At 42.3% G+C, this 21,677-nt stretch carries 17 protein-coding genes; 13 read left to right on the plus strand and 4 right to left on the minus strand.

Annotation, left to right across the window (positions count from 1 at the left end; all coding sequences use genetic code 11):
• Positions 1-292 precede the first annotated feature (292 nt).
• From A4S05_RS12850 to A4S05_RS12885, 8 genes are all read left to right on the plus strand, one after another.
• Positions 293-2,296, plus strand: coding sequence for a GspE/PulE family protein (locus A4S05_RS12850; RefSeq protein ID WP_069070218.1), 2,004 nt, complete (start codon positions 293-295; stop codon positions 2,294-2,296).
• 107 nt (positions 2,297-2,403) lie between these two features.
• Positions 2,404-3,534, plus strand: a complete 1,131-nt coding sequence (locus A4S05_RS12855) for a type IV pilus twitching motility protein PilT (RefSeq protein ID WP_069070219.1) — start codon at positions 2,404-2,406, stop codon at positions 3,532-3,534.
• A gap of 206 nt (positions 3,535-3,740) precedes the next feature.
• On the plus strand, positions 3,741-4,964 hold the full coding sequence (locus A4S05_RS12860; protein WP_069070220.1) for a type II secretion system F family protein: 1,224 nt from the start codon (positions 3,741-3,743) through the stop codon (positions 4,962-4,964).
• A 149-nt stretch (positions 4,965-5,113) separates the two neighbouring features.
• Positions 5,114-5,674, plus strand: coding sequence for a hypothetical protein (locus tag A4S05_RS12865; protein ID WP_069070221.1), 561 nt, complete (start codon positions 5,114-5,116; stop codon positions 5,672-5,674).
• Positions 5,675-6,319: 645 nt separating this feature from the next.
• Positions 6,320-7,384, plus strand: a complete 1,065-nt coding sequence (locus A4S05_RS12870; protein WP_069070222.1) for a serine/threonine-protein kinase — start codon at positions 6,320-6,322, stop codon at positions 7,382-7,384.
• A gap of 439 nt (positions 7,385-7,823) precedes the next feature.
• On the plus strand, positions 7,824-9,860 hold the full coding sequence (locus A4S05_RS12875; protein WP_176726994.1) for a serine/threonine-protein kinase: 2,037 nt from the start codon (positions 7,824-7,826) through the stop codon (positions 9,858-9,860).
• Between the two features lie 123 nt (positions 9,861-9,983).
• On the plus strand, positions 9,984-11,588 hold the full coding sequence (locus A4S05_RS12880; protein WP_069070285.1) for a sensor histidine kinase: 1,605 nt from the start codon (positions 9,984-9,986) through the stop codon (positions 11,586-11,588).
• The gene (locus A4S05_RS12885) at positions 11,566-12,234 is read left to right on the plus strand and encodes a response regulator transcription factor (RefSeq protein ID WP_069070223.1); all 669 of its coding nucleotides are present in this window, start codon (positions 11,566-11,568) and stop codon (positions 12,232-12,234) included. Before A4S05_RS12880 ends, A4S05_RS12885 begins: the two co-directional genes overlap by 23 nt.
• A 384-nt stretch (positions 12,235-12,618) precedes the next feature.
• On the opposite strand, the gene dnaA is transcribed toward A4S05_RS12885, so the two are convergent.
• On the minus strand, positions 12,619-14,010 hold the full coding sequence (gene dnaA, locus A4S05_RS12890) for a chromosomal replication initiator protein DnaA (RefSeq protein ID WP_069070224.1): 1,392 nt from the start codon (positions 14,008-14,010) through the stop codon (positions 12,619-12,621).
• Positions 14,011-14,174: 164 nt separating this feature from the next.
• Between dnaA and A4S05_RS12895 the strand changes: the two genes are divergently transcribed.
• The 4 genes from A4S05_RS12895 (at position 14,175) to A4S05_RS12910 (ending at position 18,273) form a co-directional block, all read left to right on the plus strand.
• Positions 14,175-15,422, plus strand: coding sequence for an HhoA/HhoB/HtrA family serine endopeptidase (locus tag A4S05_RS12895; RefSeq protein WP_069070225.1), 1,248 nt, complete (start codon positions 14,175-14,177; stop codon positions 15,420-15,422).
• A 129-nt stretch (positions 15,423-15,551) separates the two neighbouring features.
• Entirely contained in the window at positions 15,552-16,079 is a 528-nt protein-coding gene (def, locus tag A4S05_RS12900) for a peptide deformylase (RefSeq protein ID WP_069070226.1), read from the plus strand.
• 264 nt (positions 16,080-16,343) lie between these two features.
• On the plus strand, positions 16,344-17,420 hold the full coding sequence (locus A4S05_RS12905) for a D-alanine--D-alanine ligase family protein (RefSeq protein ID WP_069070227.1): 1,077 nt from the start codon (positions 16,344-16,346) through the stop codon (positions 17,418-17,420).
• A gap of 358 nt (positions 17,421-17,778) precedes the next feature.
• Positions 17,779-18,273 carry a hypothetical protein gene (locus A4S05_RS12910; RefSeq protein ID WP_084227098.1) on the plus strand — a complete coding sequence of 165 codons (495 nt, stop codon included), beginning with the start codon at positions 17,779-17,781 and terminating at the stop codon, positions 18,271-18,273.
• A 650-nt stretch (positions 18,274-18,923) separates the two neighbouring features.
• Here A4S05_RS12910 and A4S05_RS12915 read toward each other — a convergent pair.
• The 3 genes from A4S05_RS12915 to A4S05_RS12925 form a co-directional block, all read right to left on the minus strand.
• Complete coding sequence (locus tag A4S05_RS12915; protein ID WP_069070229.1) at positions 18,924-19,856, minus strand: alpha/beta fold hydrolase; 933 nt, start codon at positions 19,854-19,856, stop codon at positions 18,924-18,926.
• Positions 19,857-20,004: 148 nt separating this feature from the next.
• Positions 20,005-20,511: a DUF4112 domain-containing protein gene (locus A4S05_RS12920; RefSeq protein WP_069070230.1), complete on the minus strand. Its 507-nt coding sequence runs from the start codon at positions 20,509-20,511 to the stop codon at positions 20,005-20,007.
• 87 nt (positions 20,512-20,598) lie between these two features.
• Positions 20,599-21,498, minus strand: coding sequence for a YihY/virulence factor BrkB family protein (locus A4S05_RS12925; protein WP_069070231.1), 900 nt, complete (start codon positions 21,496-21,498; stop codon positions 20,599-20,601).
• Here A4S05_RS12925 and A4S05_RS41560 point away from each other — a divergent pair.
• On the plus strand, positions 21,497-21,640 hold the full coding sequence (locus A4S05_RS41560; RefSeq protein ID WP_176726995.1) for a hypothetical protein: 144 nt from the start codon (positions 21,497-21,499) through the stop codon (positions 21,638-21,640). The genes A4S05_RS12925 and A4S05_RS41560 overlap by 2 nt on opposite strands.
• Positions 21,641-21,677: the final 37 nt, after the last annotated feature.

Here is a 21,677-nt window from a genome sequence, read left to right on the forward strand (position 1 = left end):
TCGCCGTCTCTACAAGTATTTTGGTCTTATAGGACTCATATTTGATTTGGTGAAAAAACTCAGTACAACTAAGAAGCCTTCTTGACTGTAGCAAGATTGCCTATTGCCTATTGCCTATTGCCTGCCTACGCAAATTAGTTCAGAAATCAAAGCGGATTCCTATAGCTGAACTGTATTGAGCTATCGCTAACAGAACTGTTTCAGAGACTTATGACTTTTTTGGCAAATGAGAATTCTGTCTCACAGCCTGGGAATACTTTAAGCAGAGGTTTCCCTACTCATTCGCTCATTTATGAACTCGTCACCACAACGGCGCAGTACCGCTCTAACTACCAGAACAGAGTTTTCGCCTTTTGGCAACAAGCTAGTGCAATCTGGCTATGTCAATACCGAACAGATGAGGCAGGCATTAATTGAAAGCCGCAAATCTGGCAGACCCTTAACGGAAGTCTTAGAGTCAATCACTGGGCAACAACTATCGCCTGAGTTGCTCAGGCAATACAAAAAACAACAGCTATTTGAACTGAAAATACTATACGGAGTTGAATTCCTTGATCCGGAAGTCAACTCCGTTGGCAACACGATGATGGGGAACCTGATTGAAACCCTCATCCCAGTGGATATCTGTCGTCGTCATCGTTTAGTACCACTATCAAAACACGAAGACCAAACCCCACCCTCAGTTTTAGTGGCGATGGTCGCTCCAGATAATCTAGAGGCTTCCGATGACCTGAACCGCATTTTGCGCCCGCAAGGCTTGGCGTTGCAGCGCATGGTGATTACCCAGGAAGACTATCAACAGCTAATCAACCAATATCTGGATGAAATGGCTGTTAAGCAGAAGCACCTGGAACAAGAAAAGTTTACAGATATTAATCAGGATTTAGAAAACCTCGGAAATCTCGATCTTGCCGATGCTCCTGAAGAAATGGAGGCTGATCTAGGGGCAGCGATGAAGGGTGCAGAGGATGCCCCAGTCATCAACCTAGTTAACAGAATCCTGGCTAAAGCTTTGCATGAGGGCGTTTCTGATATTCATATAGAACCGCAAGAAGAAAACTTACGCATTCGCTTTCGGAAGGATGGCGTATTGCGTGAAGCTTTTGATCCCCTACCGAAAAAAATCATCCCAGCAGTGACAGCCCGATTTAAGATCATCTCCAATCTAGACATTGCTGAACGCCGTCTACCCCAGGATGGACGCATCCGGCGGATGTTTGAGGGACGCAAAGTGGATTTCCGGGTGAATACCTTACCCAGTCGCTACGGGGAAAAGGTGGTGCTGCGGATTTTGGATAACTCCTCCACCCAACTGGGATTAAATAAGTTAATTACCGATCCAGAGACTTTAGATATTGTCAAGGATATGGTCAGCCGTCCCTTTGGGCTAATTTTGGTGACTGGGCCAACAGGTTCTGGGAAAACAACCTCGCTATATTCTGCACTTTCAGAAAAGAATGATCCCGGTATTAATATCAGTACTGTGGAAGACCCAATTGAGTACAGCCTTCCAGGGATTACTCAAGTACAGGTGATTCGGGAAAAAGGGCTAGATTTTGCTACCGCATTGCGGGCTTTCTTGCGGCAAGATCCAGATGTGCTACTGGTGGGTGAAACGCGGGATAAAGAAACGGCAAAAACAGCCATTGAGGCTGCCTTGACCGGTCACTTAGTATTAACTACCTTACATACCAATGATGCCCCAGGTGCGATCGCTCGTTTGGGAGAAATGGGGATTGAGCCTTTCATGGTTTCTAGTTCCCTAATTGGCGTTCTAGCTCAACGTCTGGTACGGCGTGTATGTTCTGAATGTCGCATTCCCTACACTCCCACAACCGAGGAACTAGCTCGTTATGGTCTATCAGCTTCCTCTGATGTGGGAGTCACCTTCTACAAAGCTAACACCTTGACATTAGATGCGATCGCAGATGCCAAAGGCAAAAATCAACTTTGCCCAAAATGTAATGGTATCGGCTACAAAGGGCGTTGTGGTGTGTATGAAGTCATGCGAGTCACCGAAAACCTGCAAACCCTGATCAACGAAGATGCACCCACGGAACGCATCAAGGAAGTGGCAATAGAAGAGGGCATGAAAACCTTGCTGGCTTACAGTTTGGATTTAGTGCGTGAAGGTTCCACCACTCTAGAAGAAGTAGAACGAGTGACGTTTACCGATACTGGTTTGGAAGCAGAGTTAAAAGCCAAACGCAAGACTGGTCTTACCTGTCGGACTTGCGAGGCCACATTGAAACAAGAATGGCTGGATTGTCCTTACTGTATGACAGCTCGGTTTTAAGACTAGTCATTAGTCATTAGTCATTGGTCGATGCCTCGTAAATTTAAACAAATGACAAAGGACAAGTGATAAAGGACAAATAACAAATATTAAGAGGAAACATAACTATGGAAATGATGATTGAAGATTTGATGGAGCAACTGATTGAATTGGGTGGCTCGGATATGCATTTATCCGCAGGTTTGCCTCCCTATTTCCGCATCAGTGGTAAACTCACCCCCATAGGTGAGGATGTATTGACAGCCGATCAATGTCAAAGGCTGATTTTTAGTATGCTCAACAACACCCAGCGTAAAACTCTAGAGCAAAACTGGGAGTTGGATTGTTCTTATGGTGTTAAGGGTTTAGCTCGCTTTCGGGTCAATGTCTATAAAGAACGTGGTTCTTATGCTGCTTGCTTACGGGCATTAAGTTCTAAGATTCCTAACTTTGAAAAATTAGGTTTGCCAGATATTGTGCGGGAAATGACAGATAAGCCCAGAGGGCTAATTCTGGTAACAGGCCCTACAGGTTCCGGTAAGACAACTACCCTAGCGGCAATGATTGACTTGATTAACCGCACCAAGGCAGAGCATATTTTGACGGTGGAAGACCCAATTGAATTTGTCTACGAACCAATAAAAAGCTTGGTTCACCAGCGGCAACTGGGTGAAGATACCAAGAGCTTTGCTAATGCCTTGAAAGCAGCTTTGCGGGAAGATCCAGACATTGTTCTGGTGGGAGAAATGCGCGATTTGGAAACGATTTCTTTGGCAATTTCCGCTGCGGAAACAGGACACTTGGTATTTGGGACGCTACACACCAGTTCTGCCGCACAGACAGTTGACCGGATTATTGACGTTTTCCCCCATGAAAGACAAACCCAAGTGCGGGTGCAGTTGTCTAACTCCTTAGTGGCGGTATTTAGCCAAACCTTGGTGTCTAAGAAAAACCCTAAACCCAATGAATATGGTCGGGTGATGGCTCAAGAAATTCTGATTGTTACTCCTGCTATTTCTAACTTGATTCGAGAAGGCAAAACATCTCAAATTTACTCAGCTATTCAAACTGGCGGCAAATTGGGAATGCAAACTCTGGAGAAGGTTTTAGCCGATTTTTACAAAGCAGGAACGATTTCTTTTGAAGCGGCGATGTCTAAAACTTCTAAGCCAGATGAAATCCAACGTCTCATTGGTAATTCTACACCGCAAGCAGCTGCCGCAGGTGCGAAACCCGGTGCGACTGCCAAAGCGCATTAAAGGAACTGGGGAAATGAGGAGGATGAGGGAGTAGAGAGGAAGTTGCAGTAAGTCTTTCCCTTATGCCCCTCAAAAGTTCCCAGTTATGAGTGCTGAGTTGGGAATCTCACTTCTTTACTCAGAACGGGATAAACACCCCGCAACCGCTAACGGAATTGTTTTGCCACATGCCCAATAAATAACGACTATTTTGAAAAAATTAATTTATGCCAAACTACGTTGCCCGTGTTCGGGATTCTCAAGGAAAATCCCGAACGGAAAAAATTGTTGCAGAATCCTTGACGCAAGCTCGTACTAATCTCAGAGATCAAGGTTTTGTAATCCAAGAACTCAAGCAATCTCAGGGATTTCAGCCAGATGTTGCTTTCAAAAAATTCCAGAATTCCTTAGTGAAGGTTTCTGTGAAGGACAAAGCCGTTTTTTCTCGTCAATTTGCCGTTTTGATGAATGCGGGAGTTGCGATCGTTAGAAGTCTGGGGGTGCTTTCTGAACAGTGTAGTAATACTAAATTGAAACAAGCCCTTGTGGAAATTAGTACCGATGTTCAAAGCGGAATGAATCTTTCAGAGTCAATGCGGAAGCATCCTGACTGCTTTGATGGATTATATGTGAGTATGATTCAAGCTGGCGAAGTTGGTGGTGTTCTAGACGAAGTATTAAATCGTTTAGCCAAGTTATTAGAAGATGTTGCTCGCCTACAAAACCAAATTAAATCAGCATTATCTTATCCCACGGTCGTAGGTTTTATCGCAGTTGCGATCTTTCTTGGTATGACCATTTTTCTTATTCCCATTTTTGCCAAGATTTTTACAGAACTCGGGACTGAATTACCAGCTCTAACGCAGTTTTTGATGGATGCTAGTCAATTTTTGAGAAGCCCGAAGGTTTTCGTGCTTATCGCTGTTCTTGTAGGACTGAAAGTTGCCTTTACACAATACGGTAAAACTCCTGTTGGCCGCATCACAATTGATCGTCTTTCCCTCAAGATGCCATTGTTTGGTGACTTAATTCAAAAATCTTCGGTTGCCCGCTTTAGCCGGACTTTTGGTTCTTTGACTCGTTCAGGTGTACCAATTTTAACTTGCTTGGAAATTGTCCGAGATACATCAGGAAACCAAGTAATTGCCAATGCCATAGATGCAGCCCGCATGGAGATTCAACAAGGAGGAATGATTAGCCTTGCTTTACAAAAAGATGCTGTTTTTCCGGCTATGGCAATTCAGATGATTAGTATCGGAGAAGAAACTGGAGAATTAGATGCAATGTTGATGAAAGTTGCCGATTTCTATGAAGATGAAGTCGAGCAAGCTGTAAAAGCAATGACTAGTATTTTAGAACCAGTGATGATTGTAGTTTTAGGGGGAATGGTGGGAACCATTTTGTTAGCGATGTATCTACCGATGTTTGCGGTATTTGAAAAACTGGGATAAAAGATTAATAGTTAAGAGTTAGAAGTTATGAGTTAGGAATTAAATTTTCTATTCCTAACTTTTAACTCCTAACTCCTCACTCTTAACTCCTAACTCCTCACTCTTAACTCTTAACTCCTAACTCCTAACTCCTCACTATTTAATAAACTATGACTGTGCAAAAATCTCAGTACGAGGCGAGTTTGGCAGAGTACAGCAATCATCTAGCTGCGATCGCCTTACTAAAGCAATATCGGCCATACTTGGAGATGATTCCCAGTCTGCGCCGTCCAGATGAAAGTGTCATCACTATCCCTTTGCCGATTGTTCGGCTTCGCAACACTGCTACAACAACCCCACAAACGATTTGCTTACCCTGTGATGTAGCAATTTTGATGTGCGATCCTGAGTGGAAAATCAAAACTGGAGCCGAAATTTTAGTTTTTATTCATCGCGCTCACGAAGACTTTTCTGATTTGTTGGGACGTTGGCGACAAACCCAAGTTTTTCTTGACAATGATTATGAGTGGTTGATGCCTCTCCGGCACAGTCATATTTTGAGTGAGGGAGCGAATACCATATATCCTTTGTTTGTCGTTTTTAGTGAGACTTTAGAACGCATCCAAAGAGGCCTTGTGGGAGCCGAACTCCCATTTATTATCCAAACACCAGATTTGCTACTTGAGGAAAATTTCACAGATATTTTCTCTCCAGAAGTTCCACCAGCTTAGAAAAAGTTGGGAAATATATAGGAATTCGCTTTGATTTCTGAACTAATTTGCGTAGGTAGGCAACAGGCAATAGGCAATAGGAAAGAAGGCTTCTTAGTTGTACTGGGTTTTTTCAGGAATCAAATATGAGTTTTATACCAGTTTTGTATTAAAGGACATATTGGTACTTAAGTACAAAATTGAACTTTGGACACAAATATTGAATCTGCAATCTAGCAGTAAAGTCGCAGACTTAAAGACAGCGACATAAAAAGAGCTACAAGTAGCTTTAACTCAAGGTTTGTAGTGATGACTGAAGCTATCACTACAAGCAAATATTAATATTTTTATATTATCTATAGCAATCCGATTTGATGCTTGAAAAAATTTAAGTATACTTAGGGTGCGTTAGGACTTTGTTCTAACGCACCAAAGTCTTTGGACGGTGTGTTACGCAACTTTTTCACACCCTACATGTATTTCAATAAAATAACATAGTTTTGATTTATCCTTTCCGACTTACTTAGTTATACAAAAATTTATTTTTACTTTTTGAATTTTTAATAGGAGAGTGATGAGGATTTGGCGAAGTTTCAGTAATCTTACTGTTACCAATAAATAATTGTCGTAGAATTAGAGACATTTCAGAGCAGATATTTTATACTAATGAATCGTTTTTCTCAGAAAATAACGAATTCTCAAGAGAGCATTTCACAACAAACTCAGTTGGGTCAGATGTGTGGTTCTAAACGTCTATTTCGCGATCGCTATGAAATACTGCAAATTTTGGGTAGAGGTGGTTTTGGCATCACGTTTTTAGCCAAAAATGCCATATTACCAGGGAATCCCCTGTGTGTCATTAAACAACTTTCTCCAAAAGTGACTAGTCCCCAAAGTTGGCAAAGAGCATGTACACGCTTTGAAAAAGAAGCAAGAACTTTGGGTCAACTCGGCAGTCATTCGCAAATTCCCATGCTACTAGACTACTTTCAGGCAAATGGGGAGTTTTTTTTAATTCAAGAATATGTGCCGGGTTTGACTTTGGCACGAGAGGTGCGGCAAAATGGGCCTAAAAGCGAAGCCGCTGTCAAACAGTTTTTGCAAGAATTATTACCTGTATTACAGTATCTTCATAAACATCATGTGATTCATCGCGATATTAAGCCCCAGAATTTATTGCGGTGTGAGTACGACGGGCGGGTAGTGCTAATTGATTTTGGTGCAGTGAAACAGCAATTAGTTAATGCTTATGAAAACTCTATCAATCAAGCTGCAAACACCAACTTTATCGGGACTAGAGGATTTGCACCACCAGAACAGTTTTCTCTACGTCCAGTTTATGCCAGTGATATTTATGCATTGGGTGTAACTTGTATTTATATGTTGACTGCAAAAAGTCCTTTAGAATTTGACTATGACCCAAATACTGGTGAGATATGTTGGCAAAAACAGGTAAATATTAGCGACAGTTTCGCCCAGATTTTAGCAAAAATGGTGAAACTTACGTTAGATGAACGGTTTAAGAGTGCTGATGAAGTGATGAAAGCCTTAAGTTATGAAAGTTATTTGCCTAGTTTGGCTAACTGTCTAACTACCCAAAAATTAAATAATAAAAGTATTACACAGCACGAAATTACACAATACGAAAATTATGATGTATACGTACCACCTGTAGCCAGAACTGCAAGTGCCATTCGGAAATGGAGATCAAGGCTTAAGGAAACAAGGTAGCATAGTTTAGTTGAAGCCTTTTTTTATTTCAAGTATCAAATGAATAATTAATCATGGACTATTTAAAATAGCCAAAACAAATTTAGTAAGCATTTTAACTATATTGGCTCGTCAGTGATGATTAATTAATCAGGGTTTATCTTTAATACTTAGTAAGTTATCGCTTGCCAATATACAAGCAAAATTACTAGGTTTAACAGTTCAGAAAAATATTTCTATTCAGATTAATATATAATCGATAGAATAATTAATCTTATGGCTCTCGTAGTTTTCCACAGATGAGGAAGACTGACTACTATTTACAAACGCTAGCTATATAAGTAATTCCCCAATCCCCAGAACAGGGTTTTCTACCACAAGTAAGCGAGAGTCAATATTCTTAAGGGAAAGTTCGGGGCAAACTTAGCCTAAGTTGTCATGCAGTCGCGCCTGTCAGATCATGATCTGCTGCTTAAATCCCGATTGCCCAAATCCCCTGAATCCTAATGGAAAGAAGTTTTGCCAAAGTTGTAGCACCCCATTGGTGTCACTTTTAAGAAATCGCTTCCGTGTCATCCGAGTCCTTTCAGATGAGGGGGGATTTGGGAGAACCTATCTATCAGAAGACGTAGATAAACTCAATGAACGTTGTGTTATCAAGCAATTAGCTCCAAAATTTCAAGGAACTTGGTCGCAAAAAAAGGCGATGGAGTTGTTTGCTGAAGAAGCGCAACGATTACAAGACCTTGGGGAACATCCCCAAATTCCGACTTTGCTAGCTTACTTTGAACAAGATGGCTGCCTATATTTAGTGCAGCAGTTTGTCAATGGAGAAAATTTGTTAAAGGAGTTGCAACAGCGCAAGGTATATAATTCTAGGGAAATTCAATCTATTTTGTTAGATTTACTGCCCATCCTGAAATTTATCCACGATCGCAAAATCATTCATCGCGATATCAAGCCAGAAAATATTATCCGCAATAAAAATGATGGGCGATTAAACCTGATTGATTTTGGCTCCTCAAAGCAATTTACTGCCAAAGTTCAGCATAAATCTGGTACATCCATTGGTTCACATGGTTATTCTCCCTTAGAACAGATTAGAGATGGTAAAGCTTTCCCCGCCAGTGACTTGTTCGGTTTGGGGGCTACCTGCTTTCATCTGCTTACGGGAAATTCCCCCTTTCAATTGTGGATGGAATCTGGGTACGCCTGGGTGAGTAATTGGCGGGAATATTTACGGAGTCCATTAAATCCTGAGTTAGATTTTGTCATCGACAAGCTTTTGAAAAAAGATGTCCATGAACGTTACCAGTCAGTCGATGAAGTTCTCAGAGACTTGACTCCCAAACAACTCCTCGCACTACCACCAGCGGGTAAGTCATCTGGGAAAATACCACCGACTAAAGCTCCATATTTACCAAAAAGTTATCCCTTACTGAAAACTTTCATATTGGTAAGTGCTTTCATTCTATTGTTCGGATTTCAAGAATCTTGGTATAAACATTTTCGCCGCATCCAAACCAGTTTAGTCTCTAGGCTGAGTCAGCATAATAGTTCTACCAAAGATGAAGCATTTTTAGGTCAGCCACTAAATATTACTTTGGGAAAGGCTTCCTTAGCTAATACCCTTCAAGGACATGAAAACTCGGTTTTATCCGTCGCCATCAGCCCCGATGGCAAAACCATAGCCAGCAGTGGCGACGATCGCAAAATTAAACTTTGGAATCTCGCAACAGGTAGCCCAATCTCTTCATTCAACACCTATTCTCAGCAGGTGAATGCCGTGGTAATTAGCCCAGATGGCAAAACTCTGGTGACTGGTAATGATGACAACACCATCAAAATTTGGAATTTGGGCACAGGAAAACAAATTCGCACTCTGACAGGGCATTCTGACTCAGTTCATGCCCTAGCCATCAGTGCTGATAGCCAGACCCTACTTAGTGGTAGTGATGATAACACCATCAAGATATGGGATTTAGCAACAGGAGAGCAAATTCGGACACTGGTAGGGCATACATTCTGGGTGCGATCAGTGGCCATCAGCCCTGATAGCGTGATTCTTGCTAGTGGGAGTTTTGACAAGACGATCAAAATCTGGAATCTCACAAAAGGGTACTCAATCCGGACACTAGAAGGAAATTCTCAAACAGTAACAACAGTGGCTATAAGTCCAGATGGTAAAACTTTAGCCAGTGGTAGCCGCGATCGCACCATCAAACTTTGGAATCTAGCTACCGGAAAAGAAATTCGTACACTGGTGGGACATGTAAACACTGTCACAACCTTAGCCTTCAGTGCCGATGGTAAAATGATTGCTAGTGGTAGCCGCGATCGCACCATCAAACTTTGGAATCCAGCCACAGGAGCGGAAATTCTCACATTAGCGGGGCACACTAACACAGTGACATCCGTTACCTTCAGTCCTGATGACAAAACCCTTATCAGCGGTTGTGAAGATAATACTATTAAGATTTGGCGTTTATCTCAGTGATTGGGAACTGGGGATTGGGGATTGGGGATTGGGGATTGGGGATTGGGGAGAAATGACAAATGACCAATGACAAATGACAAATCCCCAATTGCGATAGACTGTCTCAAGTGGGGAGGGGTAAAAATGAGCAGCATCACCAGCCATCGCCGCGATCGCAGGTTTGGGATTAAAATACCGAAACTGTTTTTAGGTTGGCAGCAAGTATTTGGAGAAGCACGCACCCGAATTTTATTCTGGTACTTGCTGATTTTGGGGATAACCTTTCTCATCGCTATACCCGCCTTTCGCTATAAGCTCTACCAGCGCATTGATGAACGGGTTCGTCGAGATATGGTAGAAGATATGGCGGCTTTTAATGCGTTAATTAAAGGTGAAACCTTTGCTCCAGATGATGCACTCGCTGAGGACGATTCAGAAGACATAGTGATTGGGCCAGAGCAATTGAAATGGTTGTTGGCTGGCAAAAAACAAATCGCTCCTCCAACTTCCAAAGAAGATTTGATCAGACTTTTCAGAGCTTATCTGTTATATCGACTACCAGAGGATGATTCTTATTTCATCACGTTTGTTGATGGTGAATTTTATAAATCTAGCCCCAGAGCGCGTCCTAAACCACTTGCTAAAGACTCACCACTCATGGAGCGGTGGGCAAAACAAACTCAACCAGAACAGGGAGAAAAAGAATTTTCCGATCCCGATCTTAGTAAGATCCTTTACATGGTGGAACCGATTAAAATTAATGGACAAACTCAGGGAGTCTTCGTTGTTGCCCATAGTGCAGTTGGTGAACGTGCAGAAGCCCTAGAAGCAGTTTCGGTAATTATTGAGGTTTCTAGTCTAGTGTTTGTGGTGTCCTTCATCCTGGCGTGGTTGGCGGCGGGACGGGTGCTATCTCCTCTACGGACAATTACTGCTACTGCTCATGCAATTAGTGAGTCAGATTTAACCCAACGCTTACCTGCGCGAGGTAAGGGAGAACTGGCAGAATTAGCAAAGACATTCAACGAAATGATGGACAGACTAGAGGCAGCTTTTGCTACGCAGCAAGAATTTGTCAACGATGCTGGGCATGAATTGCGGACTCCAATTACCATCATTCGCGGACATCTGGAACTGATGGGAGATGACCCCCAAGAGCAACAGGAAACCTTGGCGCTGGTCATGGGAGAATTAGACCGGATGAGCCGTCTGGTGGATGACATGATTTTGTTGGCGAAGGCAGAACGCTTAGATTTTTTGCAGTTGACGACGGTGAATGTAGCAGACTTAACCCAAGAGTTATTTGTCAAAACTCAGGCATTAGCAGAGCGAGATTGGCAAATAGATGCGATCGCAAGGGGTCAGATTATAGTTGACCGCCAAAGAATTACTGAGGCTGTGATTAATCTGGCGCAGAATGCGACTCAGCATACAGCAAAGAGTGATACTATCTCCATAGGTTGTGCGATCGCTAAAGGAAAGGTGCGTTTCTGGGTACGCGATACAGGCGAAGGCATTCCCCTTGTTGATCAAAAACGGATTTTTGAACGTTTTGCTCGAACTTCTAACAGTCGTCGTCGCTCTGAGGGTGCGGGATTGGGACTGTCAATTGTCCGAGCGATCGCAGAGGCCCACGGTGGACAAGTGTTACTTCGGAGTCAACTAGGAAAAGGTTCGATGTTTACCATCGTTTTACCCCTCGATCCCCCGCAGGAAATGAGTGCTTATGGCCAACATTCTCATCGCTGAAGATGAACCCCGGATTGCTTCATTTATTGAGAAAGGATTGCGATCGCAAGGATTTACAACAACAACTGTTACCGATGGGTTGTATGTGCTAGACATAGCACATAATGGAAGCTTTGACTTACTAATTTTGGATTTGGGATTACCTGGAAAAGATGGATTTCAGGTACTCGAAGAACTGCGGGGACAGGGGGAAGATTTACCTGTAATTATCCTCTCGGCTCGGAGTGATATTCACGATAAAGTTGCTGGACTAGAAGGGGGCGCAGATGATTATGTCACCAAACCCTTCCGATTTGAAGAACTTCTGGCGCGGGTAAAGTTGCGTTTGCGAAGTGCTAGACCTGTGAGAAATGACCAAGAATTTCTCCTCCAAGCGGGTAACGTGGTGCTTGATTTGCGAACTCGACAGGTAAAAGTAGGCGATCGCTTTGTAGAATTACCTGCTCGTGAATTTACAATGGCAGAAATGTTTTGTCGTCATCCCGGACAAGTTATAAGTCGCGAACAACTGCTAGATTACGTTTGGGGCTACGACTATAATCCAGGTTCTAATATTGTCGATGTATATGTCGGTTATCTCCGCAAGAAACTAGGTAGTAACCTCATTGAAACCGTTAGAGGGATGGGTTATCGCTTGCGAACCTGAAAACTTTCTGGATGATGCGCTGGCAAAACTAACCGCTGGTTTCCTCTCCCATCTCCTAAGCCGGCTTGTTGTAATTCTTCGAGTCATAACTATATAAATTACAAAGAAAGGCAGGAGCTAGAAGACAGGAGACAGAAGGAAAAAATTATTAACAGAAACTACTTTACATCTGTGGAAAACCTGTGGAAAAACTATGGCAGTTTTCCACAAGGTAATTATACTTAATTAAGTTTTACTAGCAAAATATCAAGTTTTCCACAGTTTTTTCCACAATCTAAGTTAAATTTAATCAATTTTTATACGTTACTTAATATTATTGACTAATTATTCAGTCATCAAGGCTAATGTTTACGGTGCTGGTTGTGGAAAACTTAAAATAAATCTTCACGATGGTTTTTGGGAACGGCTAGTCATATTGATGCGATCGCTCAGTTGGCGTAGAGTTTGTGCTAAAGTGCGATCGCTCTCCTGGAGTTGAGTAATTTTATCGCAACTGTAAATCACCGTTGTATGGTCTTTACCACCAAACTCCTCCCCAATTCTCGGCAAACTCAAAGCCGTGTGTTGGCGCATGAGATACATTCCCAATTGACGCGCCCAGCTAATCTCTCTTCGCCGCGAGTTACTTTTGAGATCGTCTATTGAAACATCAAAATTATCAGCCACAACCTTTAAAATTGCTTCTGGGGTAGCTGCCATTTTTTCATTAGGCGGTTCTAAAACTGGTGTGATATTTTCCACCGTCATCGGTAAACCCCAAATAGAAATATAAGCCACAGCCCGAATTAAAGCTCCTTCTAACTCTCTAATATTAGAAGTATAGTTAGAAGCAATATACTCAATTACATCGCGGGGAAGCCGAATATTTTCATCCTCAGCTTTTTTCTGTAGAATTGCCATTCTAGTTTCTAAATCCGGCTTTTGGATATCGGCAATTAACCCCATAGAAAACCGAGAACAAAGACGTTCTTGTAAGCTAGGAATCTGGTTAGGAGGGCGGTCGGAAGCAATAACTACTTGTTTACCAGCTTCATGTAAAGTATTAAAAGTATAAAAGAATTCTTCTTGAGTGTATTCCTTCCCTTCAAGGAACTGAATATCATCAACTAATAAAACATCAGCGGCTCGGTAATGCTCTCGAAAACTTTGCATACTATCCTTACGGATTGCCGTAATTAAATCATTAGTAAACTTCTCAGTAGAAACATAAAATATTTTACAATCAGGAGAGATTTCCCAGCGATAGTGACCAATAGCTTGCATAAGATGAGTTTTACCCAAACCTACACCACCGCATAAAAATAAAGGATTAAACTCTTTACCAGGGGATTCTGCAACCGCCAAAGAAGCAGCGTGAGCCATCCGATTGTTGGCACCAACTACAAATCGCGAAAAGACATATTTAGAATTTAATTCAGTAGTTTTATGATTGTGATTAGGAACAGGTTCAGAAATACTGTTAGGATTTGGTGATTCCCCAGAAACCTCTCGTTCACTAAAATTAGAAACTTCATCACCTTGAGCAACGGTAATATAAATTCCCACGGGATGACCGAGAATATCTTGTACTACATGAGCAATGGTATTGATGTAATACTTCTGTAACCAATTACGAGCAAATGGGTTAGGAGTGCGGATAACCAAGCAATTATTTTCTAATCGCTCTGCACTAGCAGTTTTGATCCAAGTTTCAAAGGTAGGCCGGGATAGTTCAAGCTGTAGGCGCTCTAGTACCTGACTCCACAAACTTTCTATGGGAATTTCGGGAATTTCCATTATCCACCACCTTGGCTGCTAATTGTCACAATAGAAGAGAAAGCACCAATTTAGCATTGAGACACGCTAGACCTAGAATAAGCTTTTAAGTTGTAATCATTTTGGGACATACCCAGTAGGCAACATCCTAACACCCACCGACTGATACGGAGAAGCAACGACACATGAAGACAACAAAGCATCACTCAGCGCCCAAAAATATTGGTACTAGGCGTTTGCCCCACAGATTGTGGATGCTCTTATATGGGGTAGGAGTGGTGTTCCTGGGGAGCTGCTCTCTTCTACCTGCTAAGACTTTTGAGACTCGACAAAACCAGACTCAAGCCCAAAATACAGCAGAACCTAATCCGGTAATTGTCCCCCCGCCAATTTTCTCTTCGTCTGGAGATCCTAATTTTGTGGTGAAAGTAGTGCAAAATGTGGGGCCTGCGGTAGTTCGCATTGATTCTTCCCGCACAATCACTTCTCGCCCTCGCGTACCAGGCGAATTTAACGATCCATTTTTCCGGCGATTTTTTGGAGACGCAGCGCCACAGCCTAGACAACGAGTAGAGCGGGGTAGCGGCTCTGGATTTATCATTAATTCTTCAGGTCAAATTTTGACCAATTCCCATGTGGTAGATGGTGCTGATAGAGTGACTGTCACACTCAAAGATGGCCGGACTTTTGATGGGAAAGTACTGGGTGAAGATGCAGTAACGGATGTAGCTGTGATCAAAATTGATGCTAATAATCTGCCAACCCTAGCTGTGGGTAATTCCGATGCCTTGCAACCAGGAGAAGCAGTAGTTGCCATCGGTAATCCATTGGGCTTGAATAATACCGTCACTTCTGGGATTATTAGTGCTACAGGTCGTTCTGGTAGCGATATCGGTGCTAGTGACAAGCGGGTTGATTACATTCAAACAGATGCAGCGATTAACCCTGGTAACTCCGGTGGGCCATTGCTAAATGCTCGTGGCCAGGTAATTGCGATGAACACAGCGATTATTCAAGGCGCTCAAGGTTTGGGATTTGCTATTCCCATTAACACTGTGCAAAGAATTTCCCAGCAATTAATTGCTACAGGTAAGGTGGATCATCCTTATTTGGGTGTTCAGATGGTGACACTGACACAAGATATTAAAGAAAAAATAACAAGTAGAGCAGGCGATCGCTTAAATCTTACAGCAGATGAGGGCGTTTTGCTGGTTGAAATTGTGCCGCGATCGCCTGCTTCTGAGGCTGGACTACGAGTTGGTGATGTGATTAAAAGCATTAATAACCAGCCTGTGACTAAAATTGACCAAGTACAAAAGCTAGTAGAAAATAGCAAAATCGGTACTAACTTACCAATAGAAGTGGAACGCAATGGGCAAATTGTTCAAGTAAGAGTTCAACCTGCCCCTTTACCAGTAAGACGTGAAGGATGATGTTTGTCATTGGTCATTTGTCATTTGCCCAATGCCCCATTCCCCATTCCCTACTCCCTATTCCCCATTCCCCATTCCCTACTCCCCATTCCCCATTCCCCATTCCCCATTACTTAAGGGAGTTTCATCATGAGTGAGTTAGCGCCAATAATTCAATTAGGCAATCCAACACTACGCCAAAAAGCTGCTTGGGTTGAGAATATTCAAGATGAGCATATCCAAAAATTAATTGAAGACTTAATCACCACTGTTGCCAAGGCTAACGGGGTGGGAATTGCTGCACCTCAAGTAGCGCAATCCTATCGTTTATTTATTGTGGCTTCCCGTCCTAATGCCAGGTATCCCAATGCCCCGGAAATGGAACCTACTGCTATGATTAATCCCAAAATCATTGCTCACTCAACTGAAGTTGTCAAAGATTGGGAAGGTTGTTTAAGTGTTCCAGGAATTCGGGGGTTAGTTCCTCGATATAAATCTATTGAAGTCGAATACACTGATTCTCAAGGCAACTTACAAAAGCAAGAATTAACCGATTTTATCGCTCGGATTTTTCAACATGAGTATGATCATCTCGACGGTATCGTATTTGTTGACCGCCTAGAGAACACTCTCGATATGATTACTGAACAGGAATATCAACAACGAGTAGTTAAATAAATAAGAATGGGGAATGGGGAATGGGGAATGGGGAATGGGGAATTTTTATAACTTCTGCCTCCTGCCTTCTGCCTCCTGCCTTCTGCCTCCTACCTCCTGCCTCCTGCCTTCTGCCTTCTGCCTCCTGCCTCCTGCCTCCAGCCTCCTGCCTCCTGCCTCCTGCCTTCTGCCTTCTGCCTTCCTTGATAAAATAATATAGAAAAATATGGCAACTTTTGTAGGTTGTGATACGCTATCTGCTTTAGGAGTGTGGAGGAACCGAAAATGACTAAGCTGCGCGTGGGGTTACTATTTGGCGGTCGTTCGGGAGAACATGAAGTTTCGATCAAATCAGCACGGGCGATCGCTAAAGCCTTGAGTGCAGAGGAAAATGCTAATAAGTACGAAATACTGCCTTTTTACATCCAAAAAGATGGACGCTGGCTGGCGGGAGAAGCACCCCAAAAGGTTTTAGAAACCGGCAGTCCGCTGCTGGAATCAGAACAGTCAACTTCTGAAGCCCAAACTCTAAGCAAGTGGCAATATCCCTCTCAAGTTGCCCAAGTGGATGTTTGGTTTCCCATTCTCCACGGCCCCAACGGTGAAGACGGGACAATTCAAGGGTTACTCACCTTGATGCAAGTCCCCTTTGTTGGTTCTGGGGTGTTAGGTTCGGCAGTGGGAATGGATAAAATTGCCATGAAAATGGCCTTTGAGCAAGCGGGACTACCACAAGTAAAATACAAAGCAATAACTAGAGCGCAGGTTTGGTCTAATCCTTGTGTGTTTCCGAAATTGTGTGATGAAATTGAGGCAGCATTAGGTTATCCTGCTTTTGTCAAGCCTGCTAATTTGGGTTCATCAGTGGGTATTGCCAAAGTGCGATCGCGTCAAGAATTAGAAGCCGCCTTAGATAGTGCTGCCAGTTATGACCGAAGGCTAGTTGTAGAAGCTGGTGTTGTAGCCAGAGAAGTCGAGTGTGCCGTTTTGGGTAATGAGCAACCCCAAGCCTCTGTCATTGGAGAGATTACTTATGACAGCGATTTTTATGATTATGAAACTAAATATACTGAGGGTCGCGCAGATTTACTGATACCTGCACCTCTTCCAGATGCGATCGCCCGTCAAATTCAGGACATGGCTTTGCAAGCTTTTGCAGCTGTTGATGCTGCGGGGTTGGCAAGGGTAGATTTTTTCTATGTGGAAGCGACACAAGAAGTTTTTATTAACGAAATAAATACCTTGCCAGGCTTTACTGCAACGAGTATGTATCCCCAACTCTGGGCCCAGAGTGGAGTCTCTTTTCCAGAATTAGTTGATCGGTTAATTCAACTTGCTCTTGAAAGAAATTCTCCTAGCTAAGGGAGAAAATAGACTAACAGACTTTTAGATAATCACAGCAAAAAGTCACAATAAATACAGAATTGTGGCAAAATTTAGCCAGATTTGGTAGCTTATGTTTTACAAAAAAGCTACTAAAATCTGAAATTTTGTTACGGATACCTGATGATTAACTCCTCCAGTACAATTTATTGACTAGAGGGGTACAAATCTGAAAGTAATCATGGAAAAAAGTCAGAGTGTACAGCGCGAGCGAACCCAACTAAGAAGGGCTACTCCAGAGCTGACAAACAGGAAATCGAGATTAAAACAAAGCTCGAATGTTCTGATATATCTGGTCACACATCATCCTTGGCTATTGTTAACTGGGTGTTTAGCCATGTTTCTAGGAGGTGGTGCTTTTGCCCTGTATAGCTTAGGTAATGCTGGCCAGGTAACACAAGAAGAACCAGAAAAAATCCCAGTTATAGTTGAAGAACCAATCAACGTGCCCTCTGAGAGTAGTAATCCTACACCTTTATGGATGGTAGCTGCGATCGTCCTCAGTTGTGGTAGTGGTTGTTTGCTCATTTTCCGAATGCTTAACCGGACAACGCAACCGCAAAAAGTCCAAAAACAGGTTAACCGCCATCAGGCACGCTTGGCACAGAATCATTACCAAAAATTGGAACCACGTCTTCCCAAGAACCAACCAATTTTTGTGCCACAGCCACAACTGATGCCCCTTATGCAGATGCAACCTAAAACAAAGCATCTGGTAACGGTTCTACCAGCAGAACACAAGCACCACCTGGATACGCGCACAGAACCTTTGGCAGACCTAATGGATCTTCGTAAAAATAGTTCATTGTCTGCAATTTTACGCCAGTATTAATACTACCGTAAAGTAAAACCCGGTTAAATTAACACTTTTTGCCAATTAGCTTGGCTAAGATTCCCGACTTCTCTAAGAAGTTGGGAATCTTGTTATATATGAATGATTGAACAGAGAAGACAGGAGGGCGTTTACCGAAAATCCTCCTGAATGCTACATAGCTGATTAACTGCTTTTAAAAAGTGAGATATGAGCAATTATAAAATTTAAAAACATGCCAAAATGGCAACCAGCTTTTGATTAACCAAGTTAAATTGTATGAAGATAAACGACTTCAAGGGTTTTGTTGTCAGGGACTACCACGTAAGCAAATTCCTTTTGTAAAACACTATTTGCTAAGTGATTTACAAAAATAAAAAACTATCTCTACCAATTATTTACAGAGTATTTTTCTCAGTAAATAAACATCAATAATCAAGTTTGGCATTTGCTGCGACAGGAATATTAAATGCGTACGGGCGTTGTTGTTGAAATACGCATTAGCCCCCAAATAACGGGCAACGTCTGTATACATTCCTGTTCACTTCAGCAGCAAATGGCAGAGTGGGAGTTTGAAGCTAACGGATATGCTTCCTCCCACTCTCTTTTTATCGGAAGAGAATTTAGGAGTCAGAATTCAGGAGTCAGAATTCAGAATTCTGAATTTTCCTTTAGAAGTTAGTTTCTCGTAAAAACTTAAGAATCGCTGCATTTAGTACTTCAGAAGCACCAGTTGAAGCATCATGACAGCAGTTAGACAAAATCTGTAATTTGGAATTGGGGATATGCCGATGCAATTTTTCACCATGACTAGCAGGAAACCAACTATCTTGTTCACCCCATAAAACTAGTGTAGGACACTCAATTGCACTCAGTTTATTTTGAATTTTGGTGAGCATATTTGGCTTATTTGCTTGCCAATTCTCAATTTCTAGCGCTGCTATTTGTAACTCTTCGGCAACTTTTGCGATCGCACCAGGTAATTCAATAAACGGGTAAGTTATCCAATAGACATCTTCCTGTGTCAAGATTGAGGGATCAAATAATACCCCACGTCTTTCTATTGCCATAATTTCTCTAAATAGAGGTGCAAACAAATATGCCAGACGTAAGGAGTCAATTGTTTGCATTACTTCCAAGGGCGTTTGGGCAAGTAACCACATAGCCCAATGGGGTAGTTTTTCTGTAAAAACAGGTACATTTACTACTACAAGCCGCCCGATTAACTGCGGATTTTCTTGAGCAAGAGCAAGGGCAACTAATCCACCCAAAGATTCAGCCACAATTACCGCTGGTTCATCACATAATGCTTGAATAATTCTTTGAAATTCAATAACTTGATGACCATTGTCTTCTCTACGAAATGATGGTTTTTCCGAAAAACCAAAACCTTTGGCATCAAAACAAATTACCCGGTAATGTTTAGATAATGGTGCTATGCTGTGGCGCCAATTATAGCTCCAACTACCCATGCCATGTAATAAAATTAGCGGTTTCCCTTTACCTTTTTCGCCATAAGCAATTTGTACAGGATACCCTTTAGCATCAGTAATAATTAGACTTTGCCGCCCTTTAGGAAAAGTAGCTTGCCACCAATCTTTCATTCCGTTATCAATAAATGATTTAAGCAATTATGGGTTTTAAGTTGCATAGCAACTAACAAGAAGTTCGGCAAACGCTAATTACGAATTACGTTAGCGTAGCGGTAGCGAGTCCGCGAGCGTCATTACGAATTACGAATTACGAATTATTCTAACCGCCTGTTAAGGCGTTCCACAGGATTCTAATTAGTATCACGGGCAACGCTACTAAGACAATAGAGATTAGCAACAACCCAGCCAAAACGGCAAGAATAAACCACTTGTCTGCACTCTTTTGCTCGCTGGGAAACTTTAAGTACTCTTCTAATAGCTTGATATTATTAGTGTTAGCTCTCCAGGCAAAATCAAAAAAGTCTCCCAAAACTGGGACAGTGCCTACCAAGCCATCAATGATCACGTTCACAACCATTTTACCTAAAGTGGCTCTAGATACACCTAGCCGCGCTGCTTCTAGGATGATGTAGCAAGAAAACATCACTCCCAAAAAATCACCACCAATCGGTATGAGTCCTAAAATTGGATCTAGACCAAAACCAATCTTTGTGCCAGGAATGGTAATAACATTATCCAGTAACCGACTTAGCTGACGCAGGCGCTTTAAGGTGGGTGCTTTGGCATCAGGTTCAATCATCGAAAATCGAGGCGGAGAATCAGACATGAAGGCGATCGCTAACTTTGTATTGAATCGTTAGACATTTTACTCCCCTAGTGAGCTTTTGCAAAAATTTTCTCAGGGATTTACTAATTAATATTTTTCGTGAGATTGCGACTGCGCTTTTAAGCGGATATCATCGCCCACAGTCACATTCAACTGATCGCCGATTAGCATAACAGCAGCGCTCATCGACAGCCAGAGCATTAAAACTATCACAGCCCCTACAGCACCATATACTTTATTATAATTGCCAAAATTCGCCACATATAGCCGAAATATGGCAGACAACATCGCCCAAAAAACAGCTGCTAAAATTGCTCCAGGCATCATTGGCGTGCCTGGGTTCCACTTACTTGGGCCATAGCGATAGACAAAGCCAAAGGCAACAGCAACAATACTTAAAGCTAAGGGCCAGCGTAACAGCTGCCAAAGATGCAACAAAAACATCAAAGAACCATTTCCGCTTACTACCATTCCCAACAACCAATCGCTAGTAAACACTGACAAAGAAGCCAATACTAAAAGCAACATAGTACCGACTGTTAATCCCAGAGAGACTAGCTTGGCTTTCCAAAAGGGGCGGATCTTTTCTGGAGGAATTTGATGGATTTGGTCGAGGGCTGTCATCGCAGTACTCACCGCCCCAGAAGCAGTCCAAATTGCTAATATAAAGCTCAGAGAAAACAAACCGCTATTTCTAGAATTGGTAATTTCTGTAGTCGCAAAATCACGAATCAGAACCAGGGCTTCTTCAGGTAGGACTTGACTTAGTAGTATTGCCAGTTGTTTAAAGGTGTTTTGTAAAGATTCTGCCAATAAGCCAATAGCTGTGATGATCGCAAGAATTGCTGGAAACAGCGATAGCATGGCATTGAAGGCGATTTCCGAGGCGAGTCCCAAAAGTCGTCTTTCCATTGTCCGGGAAAAAGTTTTTTTGAGCGTGCGCCAATTGAGATGGCGAAAAAAGCGGAAAAAACGAGGCTTTGGCATGGATTTAGAGTTAAAACTGATGAGGTTTCTTAACTACTTTGCCAAATTTTGCGTAGCGATCGCATCTATCTTTTTACCGCAAGAATACCGAGTGAGAAATCCAGGTTGTACAGACGCGATTAATCGCGTCTCTCTTGACTAATGACCATTGACTAATGACCATTGACTAATGACTATTG

This window comes from Nostoc sp. KVJ20 (genome assembly GCF_001712795.1).
Taxonomy (GTDB): Bacteria; Cyanobacteriota; Cyanobacteriia; order Cyanobacteriales; family Nostocaceae; genus Nostoc.